This window comes from Pseudomonas sp. B20, from assembly GCF_020515755.1.
Classification (GTDB): domain Bacteria; phylum Pseudomonadota; class Gammaproteobacteria; order Pseudomonadales; family Pseudomonadaceae; genus Aquipseudomonas; species Aquipseudomonas syringae.
The window spans coordinates 1-22,232 of record NZ_JAHPJG010000034.1; the positions used below are offsets into that span (position 1 = coordinate 1).

Annotated in this window: 12 protein-coding genes; 7 read left to right on the forward strand and 5 right to left on the reverse strand. The window is 58.1% G+C overall.

Annotation, left to right across the window (positions count from 1 at the left end):
* Positions 1 to 65 precede the first annotated feature (65 nt).
* Together LIX91_RS24525 and LIX91_RS24530 are read right to left on the reverse strand one after the other, a co-directional pair.
* A complete protein-coding gene (locus tag LIX91_RS24525; RefSeq protein WP_003411995.1) occupies positions 66 to 485 on the reverse strand; it encodes a DUF3010 family protein in 420 nt (139 codons plus the stop codon).
* 55 nt (positions 486 to 540) lie between these two features.
* A complete protein-coding gene (locus LIX91_RS24530) occupies positions 541 to 951 on the reverse strand; it encodes a lysozyme inhibitor LprI family protein (protein WP_003405168.1) in 411 nt (136 codons plus the stop codon).
* A gap of 228 nt (positions 952 to 1,179) precedes the next feature.
* Here LIX91_RS24530 and LIX91_RS24535 point away from each other — a divergent pair, with 228 nt between their 5' ends.
* The 6 genes from LIX91_RS24535 to LIX91_RS24560 all read left to right on the forward strand — a co-directional run bounded on the left by LIX91_RS24535 (position 1,180) and on the right by LIX91_RS24560 (position 8,926).
* On the forward strand, positions 1,180 to 2,157 hold the full coding sequence (locus LIX91_RS24535; protein WP_003372603.1) for a dipeptidase: 978 nt from the start codon (positions 1,180 to 1,182) through the stop codon (positions 2,155 to 2,157).
* An 84-nt stretch (positions 2,158 to 2,241) separates the two neighbouring features.
* Positions 2,242 to 2,772, forward strand: coding sequence for a DUF5943 domain-containing protein (locus LIX91_RS24540; protein ID WP_010429336.1), 531 nt, complete (start codon positions 2,242 to 2,244; stop codon positions 2,770 to 2,772).
* Between the two features lie 15 nt (positions 2,773 to 2,787).
* On the forward strand, positions 2,788 to 4,848 hold the full coding sequence (gene dgcA / locus LIX91_RS24545; protein ID WP_003420091.1) for a dimethylglycine demethylation protein DgcA: 2,061 nt from the start codon (positions 2,788 to 2,790) through the stop codon (positions 4,846 to 4,848).
* A gap of 109 nt (positions 4,849 to 4,957) precedes the next feature.
* Positions 4,958 to 6,919, forward strand: a complete 1,962-nt coding sequence (dgcB, locus tag LIX91_RS24550; RefSeq protein WP_181017146.1) for a dimethylglycine demethylation protein DgcB — start codon at positions 4,958 to 4,960, stop codon at positions 6,917 to 6,919.
* Positions 6,919 to 8,139, forward strand: a complete 1,221-nt coding sequence (locus tag LIX91_RS24555; RefSeq protein ID WP_226489339.1) for an electron transfer flavoprotein subunit alpha/FixB family protein — start codon at positions 6,919 to 6,921, stop codon at positions 8,137 to 8,139. Before dgcB ends, LIX91_RS24555 begins: the two co-directional genes overlap by 1 nt.
* A complete protein-coding gene (locus tag LIX91_RS24560; RefSeq protein ID WP_226489340.1) occupies positions 8,129 to 8,926 on the forward strand; it encodes an electron transfer flavoprotein subunit beta in 798 nt (265 codons plus the stop codon). The genes LIX91_RS24555 and LIX91_RS24560 overlap by 11 nt, the downstream gene beginning before the upstream one ends.
* Before the next feature lie 2 nt (positions 8,927 to 8,928).
* Here the strand turns inward: LIX91_RS24560 and LIX91_RS24565 are convergent, their stop codons facing one another.
* The 3 genes from LIX91_RS24565 to gbcA form a co-directional block, all read right to left on the reverse strand.
* Positions 8,929 to 16,047, reverse strand: a complete 7,119-nt coding sequence (locus LIX91_RS24565; protein WP_226489341.1) for a PI-PLC X phosphodiestherase-like domain protein — start codon at positions 16,045 to 16,047, stop codon at positions 8,929 to 8,931.
* 768 nt (positions 16,048 to 16,815) lie between these two features.
* Entirely contained in the window at positions 16,816 to 19,263 is a 2,448-nt protein-coding gene (locus LIX91_RS24570; RefSeq protein ID WP_226489342.1) for a fibronectin type III domain-containing protein, read from the reverse strand.
* A gap of 179 nt (positions 19,264 to 19,442) precedes the next feature.
* Entirely contained in the window at positions 19,443 to 20,741 is a 1,299-nt protein-coding gene (gene gbcA / locus LIX91_RS24575; protein WP_226489343.1) for a glycine-betaine demethylase subunit GbcA, read from the reverse strand.
* 309 nt (positions 20,742 to 21,050) lie between these two features.
* Here gbcA and gbcB point away from each other — a divergent pair, with 309 nt between their 5' ends.
* Positions 21,051 to 22,151, forward strand: coding sequence for a glycine-betaine demethylase subunit GbcB (gbcB, locus tag LIX91_RS24580; protein ID WP_046271579.1), 1,101 nt, complete (start codon positions 21,051 to 21,053; stop codon positions 22,149 to 22,151).
* The last annotated feature ends 81 nt before the right edge of the window (positions 22,152 to 22,232 follow it).

A 22,232-nucleotide genomic window follows, 5' to 3' on the forward strand; every position in this document is an offset into this window, starting at 1 on the left:
AGCGGACTTGTGCGTAACGATGGGTACTCCGCGTGGGCATGCGGTTCCGGAAGCTCTTGAAGCGTCTAAACGCTCTTCATCACTCCCGCACACGCCGCCTTGTACGCTTCGTGCTGATACTTGTTCAGGGTGTCGGGCAGGGCGAAGGTGTGTTTCTTGTTCTGCGCATTGACGGTCTGCGGTGAGATCAGCACCACGTTGCAATCGGACATAAGTTGAAAGATGGTTTCGATCTTGAAAGTGGTCGGGCCGCCAGCGAATTCGCCTTTCTTGCTGCGCTTCTTGATAACCACATGGCTGATGCCGTTTTCACGCACGAAACCGGCAAGTTGCGTGGAGAAGGCTTTGACGTTGGCGGCCTCGTCATCGTCCTCCAGTGCAAGCTTCTTCGTGGCGAGCGGCAGGTGCTCGATGTCGCCATTACGTCGAGTGGCGAGGGCGAAGATGGCTTCGCTGCCTTTGATTTCTACACCGCAAATAATCATGAGAAAACCTGATGAGCTCGTTCATATAAAGAGGCAGGTTATCTCATCGTAGACGTTATTCCTGAGCTATCGACTCCAGATACTCCGAACGCTCGTCACTCATGCGCGCAATGCAGTCGTTTTCGCTGATGGTGAAGGCCTTGCTGCCCGCTGCAGAAGGAAAGACCTCAACCGCGCAGTCGGCGTCACGTAGCTTTTCCCAGGCTTGCTGGGCGGTCTTGAGTTTGCTGGTAAAGTCGTTGAACTGCGTCTTGTTGGCAACGAACTGCGACTGAACGCGCTTGAGCAGGTTGTCGAAGTTCTCCTTGAGCAACTGTTCGGCAGTGGTGCGGCTGTAGGCCGAGCATTCCAGGGTCTGCTTGTCGTCCTCGACACCGTCGCAGGGCGAAGCGTCCGGATTCTGAGCGGCGTGTACGCCTGTCACAGCCGTCGTCATAAGGGCCAGGGTCAGCAAAAACGTTTTCATCGAGTCGCTCCGATCCATTGATAGGCTCGATTCTGTCTCAAGCGCGAGACATTGAACAGGTTTACGACATCGCACGACGACTCGCCGTCCCCCTTTGTCGCATCTTGACGCTTTCGGCAAACCCCCTGTCGTTTTTGCACCCGGTTCCCCTGACCCTCCGGCATATGCTGACCCCATTAGCGCCGACAGCCGATTCGGCGCACCGGAATCAAAAAAGGGGACAGCCTGATGAGCCCAGCCGAATTGCACGCCGACAGCATCGTTATTGACGGGCTGATCATCGCCAAATGGAACCGCGAGCTGTTTGAAGACATGCGCAAGGGCGGCCTGACCATGGCCAACTGCACCGTGTCGGTGTGGGAGGGCTTTCAGGCGACCATCAACAGCATCTGCACCAGCCAGAAACTGATGCGCGAAAACAGCGACCTGGTCATGCCCGTGCATACCACCGCCGACATCCGCAAGGCCAAGGAACTTGGCAAGACCGGCATCCTGTTCGGCTTCCAGAACGCGCACGCCTATGAAGACCAGATCGGCTACGTCGAGATCTTCAAGAAGCTCGGCGTCGGCATCGTGCAGATGTGCTACAACACCCAGAATCTGGTGGGCACGGGCTGCTACGAGCGCGACGGCGGGCTGTCGGGTTTCGGTCGTGAGATCGTCGCTGAAATGAACCGCGTCGGGGTGATGTGCGACCTGTCCCACGTCGGCTCGAAAACCTCGGAAGAAGTCATTCTCGAATCGAAAAAGCCGGTCTGCTATTCCCACTGCCTGCCGTCCGGCCTCAAGGAACACCCGCGCAACAAGTCCGATGCCGAACTGAAGTTCATCGCCGATCATGGCGGTTTTGTCGGCGTGACCATGTTCGCGCCGTTCCTGGCCAAGGGCATCGAGTCGACCATCGACGATTACGCCGAAGCCATCGAATACGTGATGAACATCGTCGGCGAAGACGCCATCGGCATTGGTACTGACTTCACCCAGGGTCACGGCCAGGAATTTTTCGAGTACCTGACCCACGACAAAGGTTACGCCCGCCGCCTGACCAACTTCGGCAAGATCATCAACCCGCTGGGCATCCGCACCGTGGGGGAGTTTCCCAATCTGACTGAAACGTTGCTCAAGCGCGGTCACTCCGAACGCGTGGTGCGCAAGATCATGGGCGAGAACTGGGTCAACGTTCTGGCCGACGTCTGGGGCGAGTAACCCGCCCGCCATACCTTATCGAATTGAACCCCCACGGCCCTTCGAGCGGTGGGTGTAGCCCGAATCATCTGGAGTTTGACCGCCATGGCTAAAATCGCCCCGCAACTGCCCATCGAAGTCGACAGCGAAACCGGCGTCTGGACCTCCGATGCGTTGCCGATGCTCTACGTGCCCCGGCACTTTTTCGTCAATAACCACATGGGCATCGAAGAAGTGCTGGGCGCCGATGCCTACGCCGACATCCTCTACAAGGCGGGTTACAAATCCGCCTGGCACTGGTGCGAAAAGGAAGCCGAATGCCATGGCCTGGAAGGCGTTGCGGTGTTCGAGCACTACATGAAGCGCCTGTCGCAGCGTGGCTGGGGCCTGTTCAAGATCCAGGACATCGACATCGAGAAAGGCACTGCCAGTGTGAAGCTGGAACACTCCTGTTTCGTGTACGTCTACGGCAAGGTCGGGCGCAAGGTCGATTACATGTTCACCGGCTGGTTCGCCGGGGCCATGGACCAGATCCTCGCAGCCAGCGGCAGCGCTGTGCGCACGGTTGCCGAGCAGGTTTACGGTGGTTCCGAAGAAGGTCATGACGACGGTCTGTTCGTCGTCAAGCCGCTGTAAATCGAGGATCGGGTTATGGCTTTCGAAGCGATGTTCCAGCCGATCCAGATCGGCAAACTCACCATCCGCAATCGCGTGCTGAGCACCGCGCACGCCGAGGTTTACGCCACCGATGGCGGCATGACCACGGATCGTTACGTGAAGTACTACGAGGAGAAAGCCAAGGGCGGCATCGGTCTGGCCATTTGTGGCGGCTCTTCAAGCGTGGCCATCGACAGCCCGCAAAGCTGGTGGAAGTCGGTCAACCTGGCAACCGACAGGATCATCCCGCACTTCCAGAACCTCGCCGACGCCATGCACAAGCATGGCGCCAAGATCATGATCCAGATTACCCACATGGGCCGTCGCTCGCGCTGGGATGGCGATCACTGGCCGACCCTGCTATCGCCGTCGGGCATCCGTGAGCCGGTACACCGGGCAACCTGCAAAACCATCGAGCCCGAAGAAATCTGGCGGGTGATCGGCAATTACGCCAGCGCTGCGGCGCGTGCCAAGGCCGGTGGCCTGGACGGCGTCGAGTTGTCGGCGGTGCATCAGCACATGATCGATCAGTTCTGGAGCCCGCGGGTCAACAAGCGTACCGACGAGTGGGGCGGCAGTTTCGAGAACCGCATGCGCTTCGGTCTGGAAGTGATCAAGGCGGTGCGCCAGGAAGTCGGCCCCGACTTCTGTGTGGGGCTGCGTCTCTGCGGCGACGAGTTTCATCCCGATGGCCTCAGCCACGAGGACATGAAGCAGATCGCCAAGTATTACGACGACACCGGCATGATCGACTTCATCGGCGTGGTGGGCTCGGGCTGTGACACCCACAACACCCTGGCCAACGTCATTCCGAACATGAGTTATCCACCGGAGCCGTTCCTGCACCTGGCGGCCGGGATCAAGGAAGTGGTCAAGGCCCCGGTGCTGCACGCGCAGAACATCAAGGACCCGAACCAGGCAACCCGAATTCTGGAAGGCGGTTATGTCGACATGGTCGGCATGACCCGTGCGCACATTGCCGACCCGCACCTCATCGCCAAGATCAAGATGGGCCAGATCGATCAAATCAAACAATGCGTCGGCGCCAACTACTGCATCGATCGCCAGTATCAAGGGCTGGATGTGCTGTGCATCCAGAATGCCGCGACGTCCCGCGAATACATGGGCGTGCCGCACATCATCGAGAAATCCACCGGACCCAAGCGCAAGGTCGTGGTGGTCGGGGCCGGTCCTGCCGGGATGGAAGCTGCACGCGTCTCCGCAGAACGCGGCCATGACGTGACCCTGTTCGAGAAGAAGGACTTTATCGGCGGGCAGATCACCACCGCATCGAAGGCACCGCAGCGCGACCAGATCGCCGGCATCACGCGCTGGTTCCAGCTGGAGCTGGCGCGCCTGAAAGTCGACCTGCGTCTGGGGACCGCCGCGGATGCGGCAACCATTCTCGACCTGCGGCCCGACATCGTGGTGCTGGCGGTCGGCGGTCATCCGTTTCTGGAGCAGAACGAACACTGGGGGGCCGCTGAAGGCCTTGTGGTCAGCAGTTGGGATGTGCTGGACGGCAAGGTGGCGCCGGGCAAGAACGTGCTGGTCTACGACACCATTTGCGAGTTCACCGGCATGTCGGTGGCCGACTTCCTGGCCGACAAGGGCTGCCAGGTCGAAATCGTCACCGATGACATCAAGCCGGGCGTGGCGATTGGCGGAACCTCGTTCCCGACCTACTACCGCAGCATGTACCCCAAGGAAGTGATCATGACTGGCGACATGATGCTGGAAAAGGTCTATCGCGAGGGCGACAAGCTGGTGGCGGTGCTGGAAAACGAATACACCGGGGCCAAGGAAGAGCGGGTCGTCGATCAGGTGGTGGTGGAAAACGGTGTGCGTCCGGACGAAGCGATCTACTACGCGCTCAAGGAAGGCTCGCGCAACAAGGGCCAGATCGACATCGACGCGCTGTTCGCCATTCAGCCACAGCCATCGTTGAGCCAGCCGGGTGACGGTTACCTGCTGTTTCGTATCGGCGATTGCGTGGCGCAGCGTAATACCCACGCGGCGATCTATGACGGCTTGCGGCTGTGTAAGGATTTCTGAGAGCAGCTGCAAGTTGTTAGCTTCAAGCGGCAAGTAAGCGCTTCTGTTCCGTGCTTTTTCTTGAAGCTTGTAGCTTGCAGCTTGAGGCTTTTGCCTTGAGAGCGACATGATGCTAGACACTCTTCTTCCGATCCTGCTGTTCAGCGCCCTGGCCCTTGCGGCGCTGGGCGCCTGGCGGCGGGTAACCCTGTGGCGCAACGGCCGGTCCTCGAAAGTCGATTGGCTGGGTGGGCTGCTGGCCATGCCCAGGCGTTACATGGTCGATCTGCATCATGTGGTTGCGCGTGACAAATACATCGCCAACACCCATGTGGCCACCGCGGGCGGCGCGGTGGCCTCGATTGTGCTGGCGATTCTGGTGCACGGTTTCGGTCTGCATAATCGCCTGCTTGGCTATGCGCTGCTGTTGATGACGGCGGTGATGTTTGTCGGTGCAGTGTTTGTCTATCTTCGTCGTCTCAACCCGCCTGCGCGCCTGTCGAAAGGCCCGTGGATGCGCCTGCCGAAAAGCCTGATGGCGTTTTCCGCGAGCTTTTTTCTGGTCACTTTGCCGGTTGCCGGCATTCTTCCCGAGCACTTCGGCGGCTGGGTGCTGGTGGTCGTTCTTGGGCTGGGCGTGCTGTGGGGTGTGAGCGAACTGTTTTTCGGCATGACCTGGGGCGGGCCGATGAAGCACGCCTTCGCCGGTGCGCTGCACCTGGCCTGGCATCGCCGGGCCGAGCGTTTTGGTGGCGGACGTTCCACGGGCCTGAAACCGCTGGACCTGAACGATCGAACCGCACCACTGGGCGTGGAGAAACCTCAGGATTTCACCTGGAATCAACTGCTGGGCTTCGACGCCTGCGTGCAGTGCGGCAAGTGCGAAGCGGCCTGCCCGGCGTTTGCGGCAGGCCAGCCACTGAACCCCAAAAAGCTGATTCAGGACATGGTGGTCGGCCTTGCCGGTGGCACCGATGCAAAATTTGCGGGCAGTCCGTATCCGTCGCTGGACGGCAAAGGCAAACCGCTGGGCGAGCATGGCGGCAATCCTCATCAACCCATCGTCAACGGGCTGGTGGATGCCGAAACGCTGTGGTCCTGCACCACATGCCGGGCCTGTGTCGAAGAGTGCCCGATGATGATCGAGCACGTCGATGCCATCGTCGATATGCGCCGCCATCTGACCCTCGAAAAGGGCGCTACGCCGAACAAGGGCGCCGAAGTGCTGGACAACCTGATCGCCACCGATAACCCCGGCGGGTTTGCGCCGGGCGGGCGAATGAACTGGGCGGCGGATCTGAACCTGACGCTGCTCAGCGAGAAAAAAACCGTGGATGTGCTGTTCTGGGTGGGTGATGGCGCGTTCGATATGCGTAACCAGCGTACCCTGCGCGCGTTCGTCAAAGTCCTCAAGGCGGCCGGTGTGGATTTCGCCGTGCTGGGCCTCGAAGAACGCGACAGCGGCGATGTGGCGCGACGTTTGGGTGATGAAGCGACCTTCCAGACGCTCGCCCGACGCAACATTCAGACCCTGTCCCAGTACAGTTTCCAACGCATCGTGACCTGCGACCCGCACAGCTTTCATGTGCTGAAAAACGAATATGGCGCTTTTGGCGGTGACTATCCGGTGCAGCATCACAGCACCTTCATGGCTGAACTGGTACGCAACGGCGCCCTGACGTTGGGCCAGCACAAAGGCGCCAGCGTGACCTATCACGATCCGTGTTACCTGGGCCGTTACAACGGCGAATACGAGGCGCCGCGTGAAGTGCTGCGTGCGCTGGGGATCGAGATCAGGGAAATGCAGCGCTCGGGCTTCCGTTCCCGCTGCTGCGGTGGCGGCGGTGGCGCGCCGATCACTGACATTCCCGGCAGGCAGCGGATTCCTGACATGCGCATGGACGACATTCGTGAAACGGCTGCCGAAGTGGTCGCGGTAGGTTGTCCACAGTGCACGGCCATGCTCGAAGGCGTTGTCGAACCGCGACCGCTGATCAAGGACATTGCCGAACTGGTGGCCGATGCGCTGATTGAGGACGTTATCCCCAACACGCCAGCGTCTGCCAAACGCGAACCTGCGGAGGTGCTCTGATGAGCGACATTATCCGCCGTGATCCACGCGCCGAGTGGATCGCCCGCAATCGACTGCATCCGTTGCACGCGGCCATGCAGCCTGCGCAGAGCAGCTGGATGGGGCCGAATGGCCTGATGCGCAAAAACGTGCATGGTCAGGGTTTTATCGGCCCCAACGGTATCAAGCGTATTGACCGCAGCGGCGCTCAGCAGGGCGGCGCGGTCAAGCGTTCGGTTGCTGCCGACGTGCAGCTGCCGCTGCATACCGTAGCCGAGCCAGCGTTCTATATCACGGTGGTGCCCGACATGGTCGGCGGCCGTCTGAGCAGCCACGACCGTGACTTGCTGGGGCTGGCGCGTCAGTTGGCGGGGGCCGACGGTGCCGTGCTGGCGGTGGTGTTCGGCGAGCACAAGGAGGCTGCATTCGACACCGCGGGCGTGGATCGGCTGTTGCTGATCGACGGTGCCGAGTTCGACGGTTACTCACCGGAACAGCGCGTGCAGGGTTTGCGGGCTGTGGATAACCAGTTCAACCCGCGCCACTGGCTGTTGCCGGACAGCCGCAGCGGCGGTGGCGAACTGGGTAGACGTTTTGCCGCCAGCATCGGCGAGCGACCCGCAACGCGGGTCTGGCAGGTCAAGGACCAACTGTGCACAAGTCGGGCAGGCGCTGGCCGCGAAGACCTGGTCCGGCCTCTTGCGCGCCTGATTCTCGCTGCTGTGGAGTGCGCCGAACCGGTCAGCGAAACCCGTCACGAGGTATTACCGGTCGAGTTGTCCACAGGCGTGGCGCGCAGCCTGCCGCGTATCGAGGACCTGGGGGCGGTAGCCGTCGATCCCCGGGTTATCCCCATGGCTGAAGCCGAATTCATTCTGTCTGGCGGCAATGGCGTCAGGGACTGGGACTTGTTTCATCAGGCCGCTTCGGCACTCGGGGCCACCGAAGGGGCGTCGCGGGTGGCGGTGGACGATGGTTTCATGGGCCGCGAGCGGCAGGTCGGCGCGAGTGGCACCTGGGTGACCGCAAGGGTGTATGTTGCCGTCGGTATTTCCGGAGCTATCCAGCATCTGCAGGGCATCGGCGCCTGTGACAAGGTCATTGCGATCAATCTGGATGCGGGGTGCGACATGGTCAAGCGCGCTGATCTATCGGTTATCGGCGAGAGCGCCGAAGTGCTCACGGCGCTGATCGCCGCAGTCGAAGCCTGGCGCAGCGGAGGTAAGCGCGATGCAGCCTGAAATGTCTGTGGATAAGCATGCGGTACAGATCATCAGTCTGGTGTCCATCGGCGCGCACCCGACATCAGGTCGTGCGCGCCGCGCCGAACAGGATGCGCGGGCCGTCGAGCTTGGCCTGCAACTGGCTGGGGATAACTTGCAGGTGCTGCACGCTGGCAATGCCGAAGAACCGGCGCTGCGCGCTTACCTTGGCATGGGGCTCAACGAGCTGCATGTGCTGGAGCAACCCGAGGGCGCCGATGCGCTGGTTGCGTTGACTGACTACCTCCGCGATTCTGCCGCACAGGTGGTGTTGGCCGGCAGTCAGGCTGAAACCGGTGAAGGGTCGGGCATGCTGCCCTTTCTGTTGGCCGAGAGGCTGGGCTGGCCGCTGGTGACCGGTCTGGCTGAAGTCGAGTCGCTGAATAACGGCACCGCGCTGGTGTTGCAGGCTCTGCCTCGCGGTCAGCGTCGTCGGCTGAAGGTTCGTCTGCCGTTTCTGGCCACTGTGGATAACGCAGCTCCCAAACCCCGGCAGAGCGCGTTCGGGCCTGCACAGCGTGGCACGCTGGACACCGAAATGGTTCAGGTCGTTGCCGATGAGTTATTGACCGCCCAAGCGCTGCAGCCAGCCAGGCCGCGACCCAAACGCCTGAAAGTGATCAAGGCCAAGAGCGGCGCTGATCGCATGAAAGCCGCCACTGCCAAGGCCAGTGGCGGCGGGGGCCAGGTGCTGAAGGGGCTGCGCCCTGAAGAGGGCGCAGCCGCGATTCTGAAGCTGTTGATCGATGAGGGCGTCGTCAAGTAAGGCTAGGGTCCTGTGCTGGCCTCTTCGACGGGCGGTTTGTCTTTCTGTTGGGAGGCAGGCCGGAAGTAGGCATAGGAAATACTCCCGCCCAGACCACCGCCGTTGCTGACTTCAACTTTGACATCCGCGGTTTCGTAACTGCGGTTGAAACTCGAAATCGTGATGGGTAACAAAATGGCTCGTTTGAACGTTACGCCTGTGCGGCCTTGGCTATAACCACCTTCTGGACTGCCAGTCACCGAGAACATCGATCCCTTGCCGGCCTTGAGTATTTTCGCCGAGCGTATTTCATCGTTGTCGCAGCCATAGTTGTTGTTGCCACTGCCCATCTTGAATTGCCTGTCGACGTTGAAGGGAACGGTGCAGACAATATTCTGTGTTGCCCCATTGCCTTCATAGAACACAATGCTTGCGTCACTGATGTCGTTATCGTCTGGCTTGTTAAGCACTCTTATTCGTGAAACCTTACCGTCGAGCCCGTTATTGCGAGAGGCGAGCTTACGGTAATAGAACGTATCGGTCGTGCCCTCGAATGAATCGACTCGCACCCTTTTGCCCATGGGGACCGATTGTTTGACGTCTATGAACGTGAAGTCATCCTGCCGGTCACCGTTGGGGTTGTCGTACAGTTCGATACGCGTGCCTGCGCGGACGCCCTCCAGTTCCATGGACCTGAGCTCATCGTTTTCACACCCGTTCGATGCCAGCCTTATGTCATATTGAACGCCGCTGTTGCCGCCGCTCTGATTAACCGGCAATACGCAGGAGGTGTCCCCTCCACGATCGGCATAGTTGCGTTCGTAGAAATAAAGACCGCCTTGAGACAGCGCTGCAGCATAGGGGCGCGTGTCGCCCACCTGGTTGAAATCAACGGCGAGATAGTTGGGTTTGCGCCAACCGGTCGGTTCGCCGCAATAGTGCTCCACTCGGCGCTGCAACAGCGTCAGGTTGTTATCCATGTCCGCGGCATGAGCCGTACTACTGCCAAAGGAATGGAATTGATTGAGGACATAGGTCCGCGGTAATTGCCCGTCAACCGTACGTAGCGAAAGGGCCATCGAGCCGTAGCGGCTCACGCACTGCCAGTTATGGCTCGCTGCTGTGTTGCCCAGGTTAAAGGTGTTCTCGACTTGCGTGTTCGGGGCCCAAAGAACCTCGGCCTTCTTGCCGTTCAGTAGATATACCTTGGCCACTTCTCCCTCCGAGAACATGACGAGGCGTTTATTCGTGCTGATCATTTCCTGGAGCGTTGGCCAACTGATGTGATCGGACACATGACTGTAGTCGGCTATTTCAGGGACTCGTTCCAGCACCGGGCGCAGCTCGTCTGAGGTCAATGTCGATTCGAACAGCAGGGAAATGACGGCGTTTCGGTCTTTCTTCAAATAGGCTAAAAACTCTTTGAGTAAGTCGCTTAGCAACGGGTTACTTGACGAACACCTATCGGAGAATACGGCGTGGCATACTCGAACTCTGCCAGCATAATCCCTGTGGATATCCAGCATGAACCCTCTCATACCGCGCTCCAGTTGCGGGGTCAGGTCGTTCATATAAGCATTGTGCGCCGTAGCCCATGTGTACTTATCGAATGTCTTGGTAAAGTCATTGATGCCCGGCGCTGCATAGGCATCCTTGTTGACAATGACCCAGTAGGCGTTTTCTGTTCCGGAGGTCGGGTAATACCAGAAATGCGCGGCCGCGTTGCCGGAAAATTTCGAACGGTAAAAGGTAATGTTATTCAGAGCGTGAATGGCGCCTGGGTAAGTAGGCTCGTCCCATTCCTTCGGATCCTGCCATGTCCCTGCATGATGCCCGGCATAGGTCCAGAAACCGTTATTCGTCTCACCAACAGGGTAGTACCAGTTGTGCCGTGCAGGACTGCCTTCCTGCAAGGCCTTGAAGAACCACGTTTGGCCATTTTGATCGTAGCGATGAACCTCCCCCACGCGGGTAAACTCATTCCACGTTTTGGGATGGGCAGGGCTACCCTCATTTTTGTAGAGGTATGTCCAGTCTGCCGTGCTGTATTCCGAGGTTGGAAAGTACCGGCCATAGTCGGCTGGGCGACCTTCTTTTTCAGCGCGGAATAACAACCGTTCGCCGTTGTAGTCGTAACTGTAGATATCATCCGCGTAGGCGTAGTCGTTCCAGGTATTGGGCACGTTGAAGGTCCCCCGTCCCTTGCGGAAGAACTCCCACCATGTAGAACTCTTGTCGGCATCGGGGTCGCCTTTTACGGGTTGATTCGTGGGGTAGTCTTTTTTTCCTGTAAATTTCGACCTGAACAGCATCGGCTGATAATCGATTACTTTCTGATGTATGAGCCCGGCCTGCGTCCAGTCAGATATCCCTTTGGGCTCGCTGCTGGTTCCGTTGAGATGCGTCACCCGAAGAAACTTCCAGGCGGGTGACTTTTCGACTGGAGCCGGAGGCTTCTTTACTTCGTCTGCATCCAGCGGCTCACTGGGTGGCGAAGTCCATTTATCCTGTTCTGGAATGCCTTCCTTGTCGGAGTTCACGCTAAACAATAAACGCATCCCGCTGACTTCACGCACATGAACGGCACCGCGCCAGCTGACTTCGTCCCACTCCTTGGGGTCATCGAGCGTGCCCGCGTTTCTCGAAATGCCATAGAAAATCCAGTTTTCGGTGTCTCCTCGGCTGGCGGGGAATGGCCAGTCGTTTAATGAAGGAACACCGCTGTTTTTCGCGATGAAATAATGATCACCGTCCACTCGGGTTGTTTTTACATAGTCGCCCGGTATGACGGGCTCCTTCTCATCCTTGGGATCGCTGATAGTACCGGCGTGTCTTTCGGTTGCTGCGTATAGGTAATAGGCATTGCTCGTGGCGTCTGTGGGGTAGGTCCAGTTCTGCTGGTTGGGTATCCCGGCGATCCTCGCTTTGAAATAGAAGCGTATACCGTCTTTTTCTACGCGATGAATCGCTCCCCTCCAGGTGACTTCATCAGGTCCATGAGGGTCGGCAAAAGTGCCTGCATGCGACGTCGTGCCGTAATAGGCCCACTGCTCGGTGCTGCTTTCATCTGTCGGGTAGTACCAGCCATGGTCTGAGGGTGTCCCTGTCATCTGTGCCTGGAAATAGAGTGTCTTGCCACCATGCTCATAGCGGTGCAGCCGGCCGGGCCAGGTATATTCGTCCCACTCTTTGGGATCGCTCAGGAGGCCTGAGTGCTTGCTGATGCCCAGGAAGTGCCAGGACTCGTTATCCGTCGGCGTCATTGGCCGCTCGCCTACCTCTACACCCATTTCGCCGGATTTTTTGGCCTCGAACAGAAACTTCGTTTCCCGGTCCTGATGGATGGCGCCCGCCCAGGTGGGCTGATCGAAATACTTGGGACTGTTCAGCGTGCCTTGATAAATCGAGTAGCCAACGTGTTCGAAGTTGTTTTCGTTCCCGTAGCCCTCTTCATCATCCAGGACATGCCCCCAGATTTTCGATCTGTAGAACCATCGCGTAAAGCTTTCGCCAATGAAGGTGGGGCGCTTCACTACATGCAGTGCGCCTGGCCAGGTTGCATCGGATTCAGGTTTCGGATCGAGCCAGCTGCCGGCGTGAATGCCCATGTCCAGATAAGACCATTGCTCGTTACTGTCAGGCGGTGTCGGGTAGTGCCATCCTTCCTGGCCGGGCGCGCCGTCAATGAGAGATCTTGCGAAGTAAGCCTTTCCATCGACTTCAAAGCGGTGAATCGCGCCAGGCCAGGTGATTTCGTAAGCATCCTTGGGCGATTGCAAGGTGCCTGCAAACGCACTTTTGCCGATATACGACCAGTCTTCATTGTTTTGCTGCGAGTCAGGCAGTGCGCGTTCAGCGTTGAAAATCCCGGCAAAACGAGCCTGATAATATTCGTCTGCTGTGCGGATAACCTTGACGGTGTCTCCAGGTCTGATCACCTCACCCGACTGTACCGGATCGCTCTGTGTGCCTTCATGGGCAGCCCGGCCTATGAAGGTCCACCAGGCATTGTCGGTTTCCGTCGCAGGCAGGGGGTGTTCGGCGCCGATGACTGCCAGGTTGCCCACAATTTTCGAGCTGTAATAGCGTCTGGTGTTTCCGTCTTGCTTCATGTGGATGGCGCCGGTCCAGGTCACTTCCTGCTGATCCTTCGGATCGATAATCTCGCCCGAATGCCTGGATTCCCCGACCACCGTCCAGTAATCATTGTCTCCGTCTTGCGGAATCGGCCAGTTGTTTTCGGCAAGCAGTCCATCGACTTTGGAAAGCAGATACAGCGTACGGTCTCTGGCTTGCACCGCATGAATTTTTCCGGGCGAGGTAAAGCCGGAGGAGCCTTTCGGATCGGCCCAGGTGCCTTCTGGAACGTTCGCGCCCAGAGACTCCCAGTACTCGTTGTCAGTCCCGGGCGCGGGGTAACTCCAGTCATTGGCCTGGGGTACGCCGCGTGCGAGGGCGCGGTAATAGACGTGTTGGCCTTCAATGGTAGTGGCGTGAATCAGCCCCTGGCTGGTCATTTCATCGAAGCCTTTCGGATCGGCAAAAGTGCCTTTGTGTCGCACCAGGCCCATCACTTTCCAATACTGTGTGTCGCCCGCAGTCGGCAGAGGCCAATTGTCGGCGATCGGACTTCCCGACTGCTGAGCGATGTAAAGCTGACTCCTGCCGGATGAGCTGTACTCGTGAATAGCGCCAACCCAGGTCTGGCCGCTCAATGTTTTGGGATCGGCGTAAGTGCCAGCCTGATCAGAGGTAAACATGAACTCCCAGAAGTCTGTGCTTGCCAGCTCTTCGGGATAAGGTGTTTGCGAAGAGGGCTTTCCGGTCATCTTCGATTTGAGAAGCGCTCGTTGGCCATTGATGTTGGCCACGTGTACCGCATCCGGCCAGGTAGGATCGGTGAAGGGTTTGGGGTCCGAGAAAGTGCCTGCGTGTTCTCCGGCGTACTCATAGAAGTCGTTGGATTCTTCACCTGAGGGATATACCGCCCCTACATCCTGGGCAAATCCGGAAAACCTGGTGCGAAAGAGTTTTTGACGGGTCAGGCCAAGCTGGTCGGCAAAGATTGCGCCGGGGGTGTTGATGTCGTTACGTTCGCGTGGCGTGTCGGCGCTGCCGCCGTTGAGTGAGGACACGTAGCTCCATTGATCATCGCTTGTTTCGCCCACCGGATAAATCCACCCGCCTGCGACCGGTTGAGCCTGCTGCCGGGCTGCAAAAATCAAGTGTTGATTCTCATCCAGGTGCAGTGCGCCCGGCCATGTGGCCTCATCACGGCCTTTCAGGTCGTCTGCCGTACCGGCATGTTTGAACACCGTGACGAACTCCCAGTGGGTGTTACTGGCAAGATCACCTGGGTAAGGCGTCGCTGCAGAGGGCGTGCCGTCGAACAGTGAGCGCAGCACTGCACGCTGACCCTTGATCGAGGCTTCATGCAGTGCGCCGATCCGGGTGATGTCATCGAAAGGCTTGAAGTCACTCCATGTGCCTGCATGCCGGCCTGCGTAGACCCAATAAGGATCGACGATACCCACCGTCGAGAAGCTGTCGAGATCGTTGGCGGGATAGCCCTCGTAATTGGAAACAAAGAACATGCGCTTGCCCGGAACAGTGCCATCGACGTAGACCGAACCTGCCTGGCTGTAGTCATCGAAGTGCCTGGGGGCTTCGAAAGTGCCCAGCGGTTGTATCACCGGAATATATGACCAGTGCTCGTTGCTTTCTGGTGTGGCTGGCAGCGGCCAGTCATGCTCGGAGGGCAATCCTTCTGCCAGCGAGACGAAATAGACCGGGTTGTGGTCAATCAGCGTTTCATGCACTGCGCCGGGCCAGGTAAATTCTTGTTGGGTCTTGGGGTCGGCTACTGTTCCTGCATGGAGCGAGACCCCCAATAACTGAAACTCGTCGGTCTGGCTGTAATCCCAGCCGGTTGGCGGCGCGGTCCAGGGTTTCAGCGCACGGTACAGCGCTTTTCCCTGGCCCTGCGGGGCTGAATGGATAGCGCCAACCCACGTTTCGGTGTCCAGATCAGTCCTGGGGTCCCACCAGGTTCCGGCATTCTGGGTGATGCTGCGCACGCCCCAATAAGTGGTATTGGTGGGCGACGTCGGGTAAGGCTGTTCAACCGCCCCTGAAAAGTGTGTCGCGAACGACACCCATTTGCCCTGCATTTTGGCTCGATGCAGTTTTTCGAGTGCCGTGTTTTCTCCGAAGGCCTTCTGGTCTGTGTACGAGCCTTCGTGTACACCACGATAATCCCAGTACTGATTGCTCTGCGGGCCGCCTGGGAATTCTGCATTCAGAAGGGGCGCAAACCCGATAAATGTGGAGGCGTAGTAGTGACTGCGTAGCGGGCTCAGCGGGCTACGATAATAAGAGCCCTTCGACACGCTCATGTCGGTCCAGGGCTTGGGGAGGGCGGCCGGAATGTCTGACACAGTCCCCGCCAGCTTCCAGTACCCTGCGCCTTGCTCTGTGCCGGGTGCAGGCCATCCATCGACGCCTGGGCGTCCGGTGTGCTGCGCAAGATAAACGGTTTTGCTCTGTTCGAAATAGACGAAGACGCCTGGCCAGACCAGATCCTGATCGGTCTTCATCGCTTGAGGCGTGCCGGGTTTATCGAAGAATCCGATGAAGTCCCAGAAATCGTTGCTCTGCGCTGTCGTCGGATAGGGCGTCTGCGGACCGGGCACTCCGCTGATTTTCGAGCTCAGCAAGGCGCTTTTGCCTTCGATCATCGCCAGGTGCAGCGCGCCCTCGCGGGTCGGCTCGTCGAACGGCTTTAGGTCAGGGCCCAGACCTGAATGCTGGCCTGCATAGGTCCAGAATTGCGTCGAATGTGGTGTGTCGGGCAGGGCTGGATCGAGCTGATCAGGCTGGCTGTCGAAGGCTGCGATGTAGAACGCGACGGACTGGCCCGTGTGGGCGGAGAACACGGCTCCCTCGAAAGCGGGTTCTCCGGCTAGTCGTGGTTGTTCGAACGTGCCCGCATTCACTTCCTCGCGGACGCCCGGCACCTGCGCAGCTGACACCGCGGGTGGTGCTATGGAAGAGGGGGCGTCTGGCGCAGCACTGACGAGCCAGGCCAATAGCAGGCCTGTGATGAACGCAACTGACAATACAGTCCTTTGATATTTTTTCATGACACTGGTGCGTCCATTCACAGTGGCTCGGAATCGCGTCTTTATTAATCGAAGAGCGCTGAAAAAAGCCTATGCGCATGGCGCGCGTCGAGGTACTCGCAAACCTGATAGGTTGACGTGGCAGCTCGCCGGGACGGACTTACACACAATCCCTGTGCGTGTGCCTGTGGATAAAGTGTTCGTTAACCGCTGAAGCTCTTGTGGCACGTGGCTTGTGACGTAGCGATCAAAAATTGATCAATCTAAGTGGTTATTTCCATTGAGCTTTTTGTGGATAAGCATTCAGGCGCTATCTGTCAGTCACTCATTTTGCCCACAATCTCTGTTGGTGTGACTGTGGACAACTTGTTCGTGGTTGCCTGCAGGCCTTATATTCAGAGGGTCTTGAGCTGCTGTTCAAAAAATGATCAGGGCGGTGTGTTGCTCGTGAAATCTTCTGGAAAGGGAGGTTTTTTCAGCCATTTCAGACATTGTCCACAGGGCATGGGGGATCTGGGCAAAGTTGTACCCAAAGTCTGTTGGCGCTTCTGTGGATAAGGTGTTCGTGCTCGTCTGTAGCCCAATGAAACCAAGTGCTACAGAGATTTGGTTAAAAAACATACAGACTGTGTGGCTGAGGTGTTCCACGGTAAGCCGTTGTTGTACGGGCTATTTCCGGACCGATAAAAAAACGACTTACCCATAAACGCTTTTTGGGCGCTGTGGATAAGTCGTTCAGTGATTACATCGTCACCGTCTGTTTATGAGCCAGGGCAGGTACGCGTGCGGTCACTGCCATTCTTTCGGCCAGTCGCGGAAACCTCTGCCAGCTGCTTGCTCCGTCCAGGGCGCCCATAGTGTCGGCGCACCGCCTGGGTACCAGTCTATTTGTGACGTGTGAGGATTGAGGCAGATGTAAGAGGCACCAGCATGCATCACCTTATCCCCCTTCACGTAGTCGGTATCTGTTTTCCATTCAGGCAATGCGGCGCTGGTCGAGGCCTGCACAACGTTGCTTGGGCCGGATAGTGCGTCCTCAGTGTCGTACGCGCCGACGATAAACTGATACACCGTGCCAGGGGTCAAACCTTCAAGGGTGCACGCGAGTATTTCTGGTCCGACAGGCACCCTGGCCGCGCCAATTCTATATACAGAGTAAAATTTGATGCCTGGAACACTGTCAGACTTGTCCCAGGCCAACGAAACACTGGTAGTCGTTGCGCCTGTCTGACGCAAGTTGCCGGGTGGCGTAGGTCGATCAGGTGATGCCTCGGTTTTTGTCGTTTCGAGGATTTCTTCAGACAGTTCGGAACTGATCCCTTGGCTGTCAGTGGCTATGATCTGATAACCATAAAGGTTGCTGTGCGAAAGACCCCCGTCGGTGAAGGGAGGGGTTGCGTCGCTACCCAACGAGAGCTTATCCCGGAAGAGCTCATACTTGAATGGACCGCTGGCATCCGTCGAAACACTCCAGTCCAGCGTTATCGACGTGGTGGTCCGCCCGGTTGACCTGAAGTCGACAGGCAATGAAGGTCTATAGGGTTCCGAATGGGTTGTGACTTCCACCTCGTTGCTGATCTCCGACCACTGACCCTGTATATCTTTTGCAACAACGAAGTAGGTATACGTTCTGTCCGCTATGAGGTTCTCATCGGTATAGACGCGCGGTTGGTCAGCAGGGACCTTCATAAAAGGCCAGCGATCCCGTGCAATTTGATACTCGAGGAGTCCAGCTTCGCTGCTGGACTGTGTCCATTCCAGCGACACACTTGTATCGGTGACGCCTGTCCGGCTCAAGAACGGTGGTGTCGGTTTCGCCCCGCCGCCGTTTCCTGCCTGGGTACTCACGCTGATCGCTGGAGAGAATGCCGAGGTGTTGTTCATGACATCGATGGCACGTACCTGATAACTGTAAGTGGTACCGGGCTGAAGGCCAGTGTCTTCATACGAAGGACTGTCCGCAAATAGCGATACGCTGTTGTCGCGGCGCAGCTCATAGCGCAGTACCGGGTTCTGGCCTACCGACAGCGACCAGACGAGCTTCACCGAATCCGGGGTTTGTCCGGTTGACCTGAGGTCAGTGGGCACTGAAGGCTTGTCCGGTATGGGCGTTTCGCCGCCGGTGAGATAACCGTAGCGTTTGGCAAACTCCCAGTCATAGGCGCGACCTTTGCTGACACCGTCATCCCGGTTATCGCCGTCACTGCCTTTACTAATGCCGTTATCCCAGTTGACCGACCAGGTCATCAGGCCGCGAATCGGGTTGCCTTCGTCCCGCAGTCTGTCCAGGGCGTATGTCACGTCGGCCGGATTGATCACATAACCTGTTGCGGCGGCGTCATTATTGGTGGGCAAGCCGATCGCAAGCCTGTTCGCCGGGATTTTGGTAAAGCCACGCGTGCCGTGGATCAGGCTGTCGGTCAGGTAGTAGAGAAATTCCTTCTTGTGGGCATCATCGTTTTGCGCCACCCACAGATTGGCCTCATCGACCCATATACCGTCGGCACCCTGGTTATAGTATTGAGGCGCGATAAAGTCATAGAGGTCCTCAAGCGCTTCGATATACGCGAGGTACGCGCCGCCACTTTTGAAGGACGTCAGAAAGGCGACGAATTCTTTCAGAAACGGAAACTGGGTGGTGATTTCCTTCAATAGCGGTGTATCGCGGGTAGCCGATCGCAGGTAGGGAAATTCCGGGGCCATGCTGATAATGAAGTGCTGGCCTTCGGTCTCGTAATGTTCGCGGACCATTCTCAGTGCGGCGGGTAACACGGTGCGGTTATCGGCAAAAGTGATGGCAGCCTGTTCGAGATCAATGTCCAGGCCGTCAAAGCCATAGACTTCGACCAGCCGAATAATCTCGTACGCCAGCGCTTCTTCCTGACCGGCATGCAGCTCAATATGCGCATCGGCCCCGCCCAGCGAGATCAGCACCGCACGGCCCTGGGCATTGAGTTCTGCCACCTGCGCACGGAACTGTTCATCACTCATGTCATAAGGCTTGAAGGTTGGTATGCCGGCGCCTTTCATGAAGGCCACTGCGATGACGTTGTACGCTTCATGTATGCCTGTCAGCGGCATTTCGGCAAACATTCCCTGCTGGTAGCCCTGGCCGGGTTCCGAGCGCCAGTTATGCCAGAAACCCATGAGGATATTTTTCCCTGATATATCCGTCATGGTCGATGCGGCGTCGACCTTTTTGTTTTTATATTGATTGATGATTTTTGGGTTGAGCATGATTCGTGTCTCCGTCCGTTGGATTGACTTCAACGAGAGTTGATCACGAAAGTTTTTTTCACGTAACTGTCAGAAATGACGGTATCGGCGGGAGGGCTTTTGTGTCGGCGTGGCTCGGGCTGACTCGCTTCCAGAATGAAGTGAGTCAGCCCTTGAGGATCGCGTTGGCGGGGTAGACGCTACTCGTGATTGACCGCTACGCCTTTCAAATACGGTGCAGGCTCTGCGCCGAGGTTTTCGAGCATGCGCGAGCTGTACCAGTCGACGAAGTTGACCACACCGAACTCATAGGTTTTCGAGTAAGGGCCGGGTTGATAGGCGCTGGAGTTGATGCCGCGCTGGTTTTCCTCGGCCAGACGACGGTCCTGATCATTGGTGGCGTCCCAGACCTGGCGCATACGCTCGACGTCGTAATCCACGCCTTCGACCGCATCCTTGTGGACAATCCATTTGGTGGAGACCATGGTTTCCTGTGCGCTGATCGGCCACACCGTGAAGACGATGATGTGATCGCCCATGCAGTGGTTCCAGGAATGCGGCAAATGCAGAATGCGCATGGAGCCCAAGTCAGGGTTCTGGATGCGGCCCATCAGTTTCTTGCAGCCGACCTTGCCGTCCATGGTCATCGACACTGTGCCTTTGAGCAGCGGCATGCGCACGATACGGTTACGTAGGCCGAAACTGGCGTGGGCGTACGGAATTTTCTCTGCATCCCAGGCGGCTGCAGACGCGGCCACATGATCCTTGAAGGTCTGATCGGCACGGGGATCGGTGACGTCGTCCCATTCCAGCAGGGTCTTGAGCAATTCCGGGTGCGAGCCACTGCAGTGGTAACACTCGCGGTTGTTTTCCAGCACCAGCTTCCAGTTGGCCTTTTCCATCAAGGTGGTTTGCACCGCCACCTTGGTGTTCTCCATGTCATAGGGTTCCATGTAGTGCCGCAGCGTCGACAGAAACTCGTCGATAGCAGGCGGGTTCTCTGCCAGGCTGATGAAAATGTAGCCGCCTGCGGTCTTGACGTGGACCGGCTTTAGGCCGAACTGCTTCATGTCGAAGTCGTCGCCCATCTCGGTACCGGCATACAGCAGGCGACCGTCCAGCTCATACGTCCACTGGTGATAGTGGCAAACCAGCTTGGCGACTTTGCCTTTTTCGGCCGTGCACAGGCGCGAGCCGCGATGGCGGCATACGTTGTGGAACGCGTTAACGACGCCGTCCGGGCCGCGCACCACCAGGATCGGGTTCTTGCCGATCTGCAGCGTCAGGTAATTGCCCTTGGTCGGGATTTCGCACGTCATCCCGGCAATCAGCCACTCTTTGTAAAAGATTTCCTGCATGTCGATTTCAAACAGTCGCTCATCACTGTAGAAGGGCTGCGGCAGCGAGTACGTGCGCTCGCGATTCTGCAGCATCTCGGCAGTGGCCTTGCGTGCAGGTTCCAGCGGATCGCCCAGGCTCAAGGTTGCGGTGACGTCCATCGATTGAATCCCTCATGACCGCGGCATGGGCGGCCTGCGAATGTGGCTGATACGGGTGTGATCGCGTTTCAAGCATGAGGATAGATCAGTCGATCATGCTTATGACCCTTGGTGGCGAGTGTGGAGCCGGGCGCGCTGTGAACCTTATCCATGGGCGACATGGCCGCATCCGTTCCCGACGCGACAGGCCTTGTTGGACGGGGCTGGTCGCGGTAAGTACGTGAATGTCGTTGATAGATAAATGGCCGCCTCGGGCGTTACGCAGAATCCGCAGCATGAGAGGCCGACAGTCGGCCGTGGAGATCGAGTATGTCCCAAAGTTTCCTGAGCCCGGTCACGACCCAGACATGGGCCAACGGGCGTCACCTGGTACGTGTCGTCAAAGTCATCCAGGAAACCTGGGACGTGCGCACGTTCTGCTTCATGGCCGACCAGCCGATCATGTTCTTCTTCAAGCCGGGCCAGTTCGTGACCCTGGAGCTGGAGATCGACGGCCTGCCGATCATGCGCTCCTACACCATCTCCAGTTCGCCATCGGTGCCGTACAGTTTTTCGATCACCGTCAAACGCGTGCCGGGCGGCAGGGTTTCCAATTACCTGCATGACACGCTGATTGAAGGGCAGGAGCTGGCGGTACACGGGCCGGTCGGGCTGTTTAACGCCATCGATTTCCCGAACCCGAAGATTCTCTACCTCAGCGGCGGTGTCGGTATCACGCCGGTGATGTCCATGGCGCGCTGGTTCTACGACACCAACGCCAATGTCGACATGGTTTTCGTACACAGCGCGCGTTCACCGAAAGACATCATCTACCACCGCGAGCTGGAGCACATGGCCTCGCGGATCGACAATTTCAGTTTGCACCTGGTCTGTGAAAAACACGGGCTGGGCGAGCCATGGGCCGGTTATCGCGGCTACCTGAACCAGAAAATGCTCGAGCTGATGGCGCCCGACTTCATGGAGCGCGAGGTGTTCTGCTGCGGGCCGACGCCGTACATGACTGCGGTCAAGCGACTGCTGCAGGAAAACGGCTTCAACATGGCGCAATACCATGAAGAATCGTTTGGTGCGACACCGCCAGAGGCCCGCGCCGACGCCGTCGAGCAGGCCGAAATCGCTGCCGACGCGCCGGATGTCGACGCTGCTGACCTGCATCAGGTGGAGTTCACCGACACTGGCAAGAGCATCCGCGTGGGACCGGGCGAAACCGTGCATGCCGCCGCCGCAAAACTCGGCCTGATGATCCCCAAAGCCTGCGGCATGGGCATCTGCGGGACCTGCAAGGTCATGAAGCTGAGCGGTGAAGTCGAGATGGAGCACAACGGCGGCATTACCGACGAGGATGTTGCAGAGGGGTACATCCTGTCCTGCTGCAGCGTGCCGAAGGGCGATGTGCGGATTGAATATTGAGCACGCCTGAAACCCTGTGACGCAGAGCATCACGAACGGCATACCCACGCAGAGCATGGGTACGATAGTTAAAGCCTTATC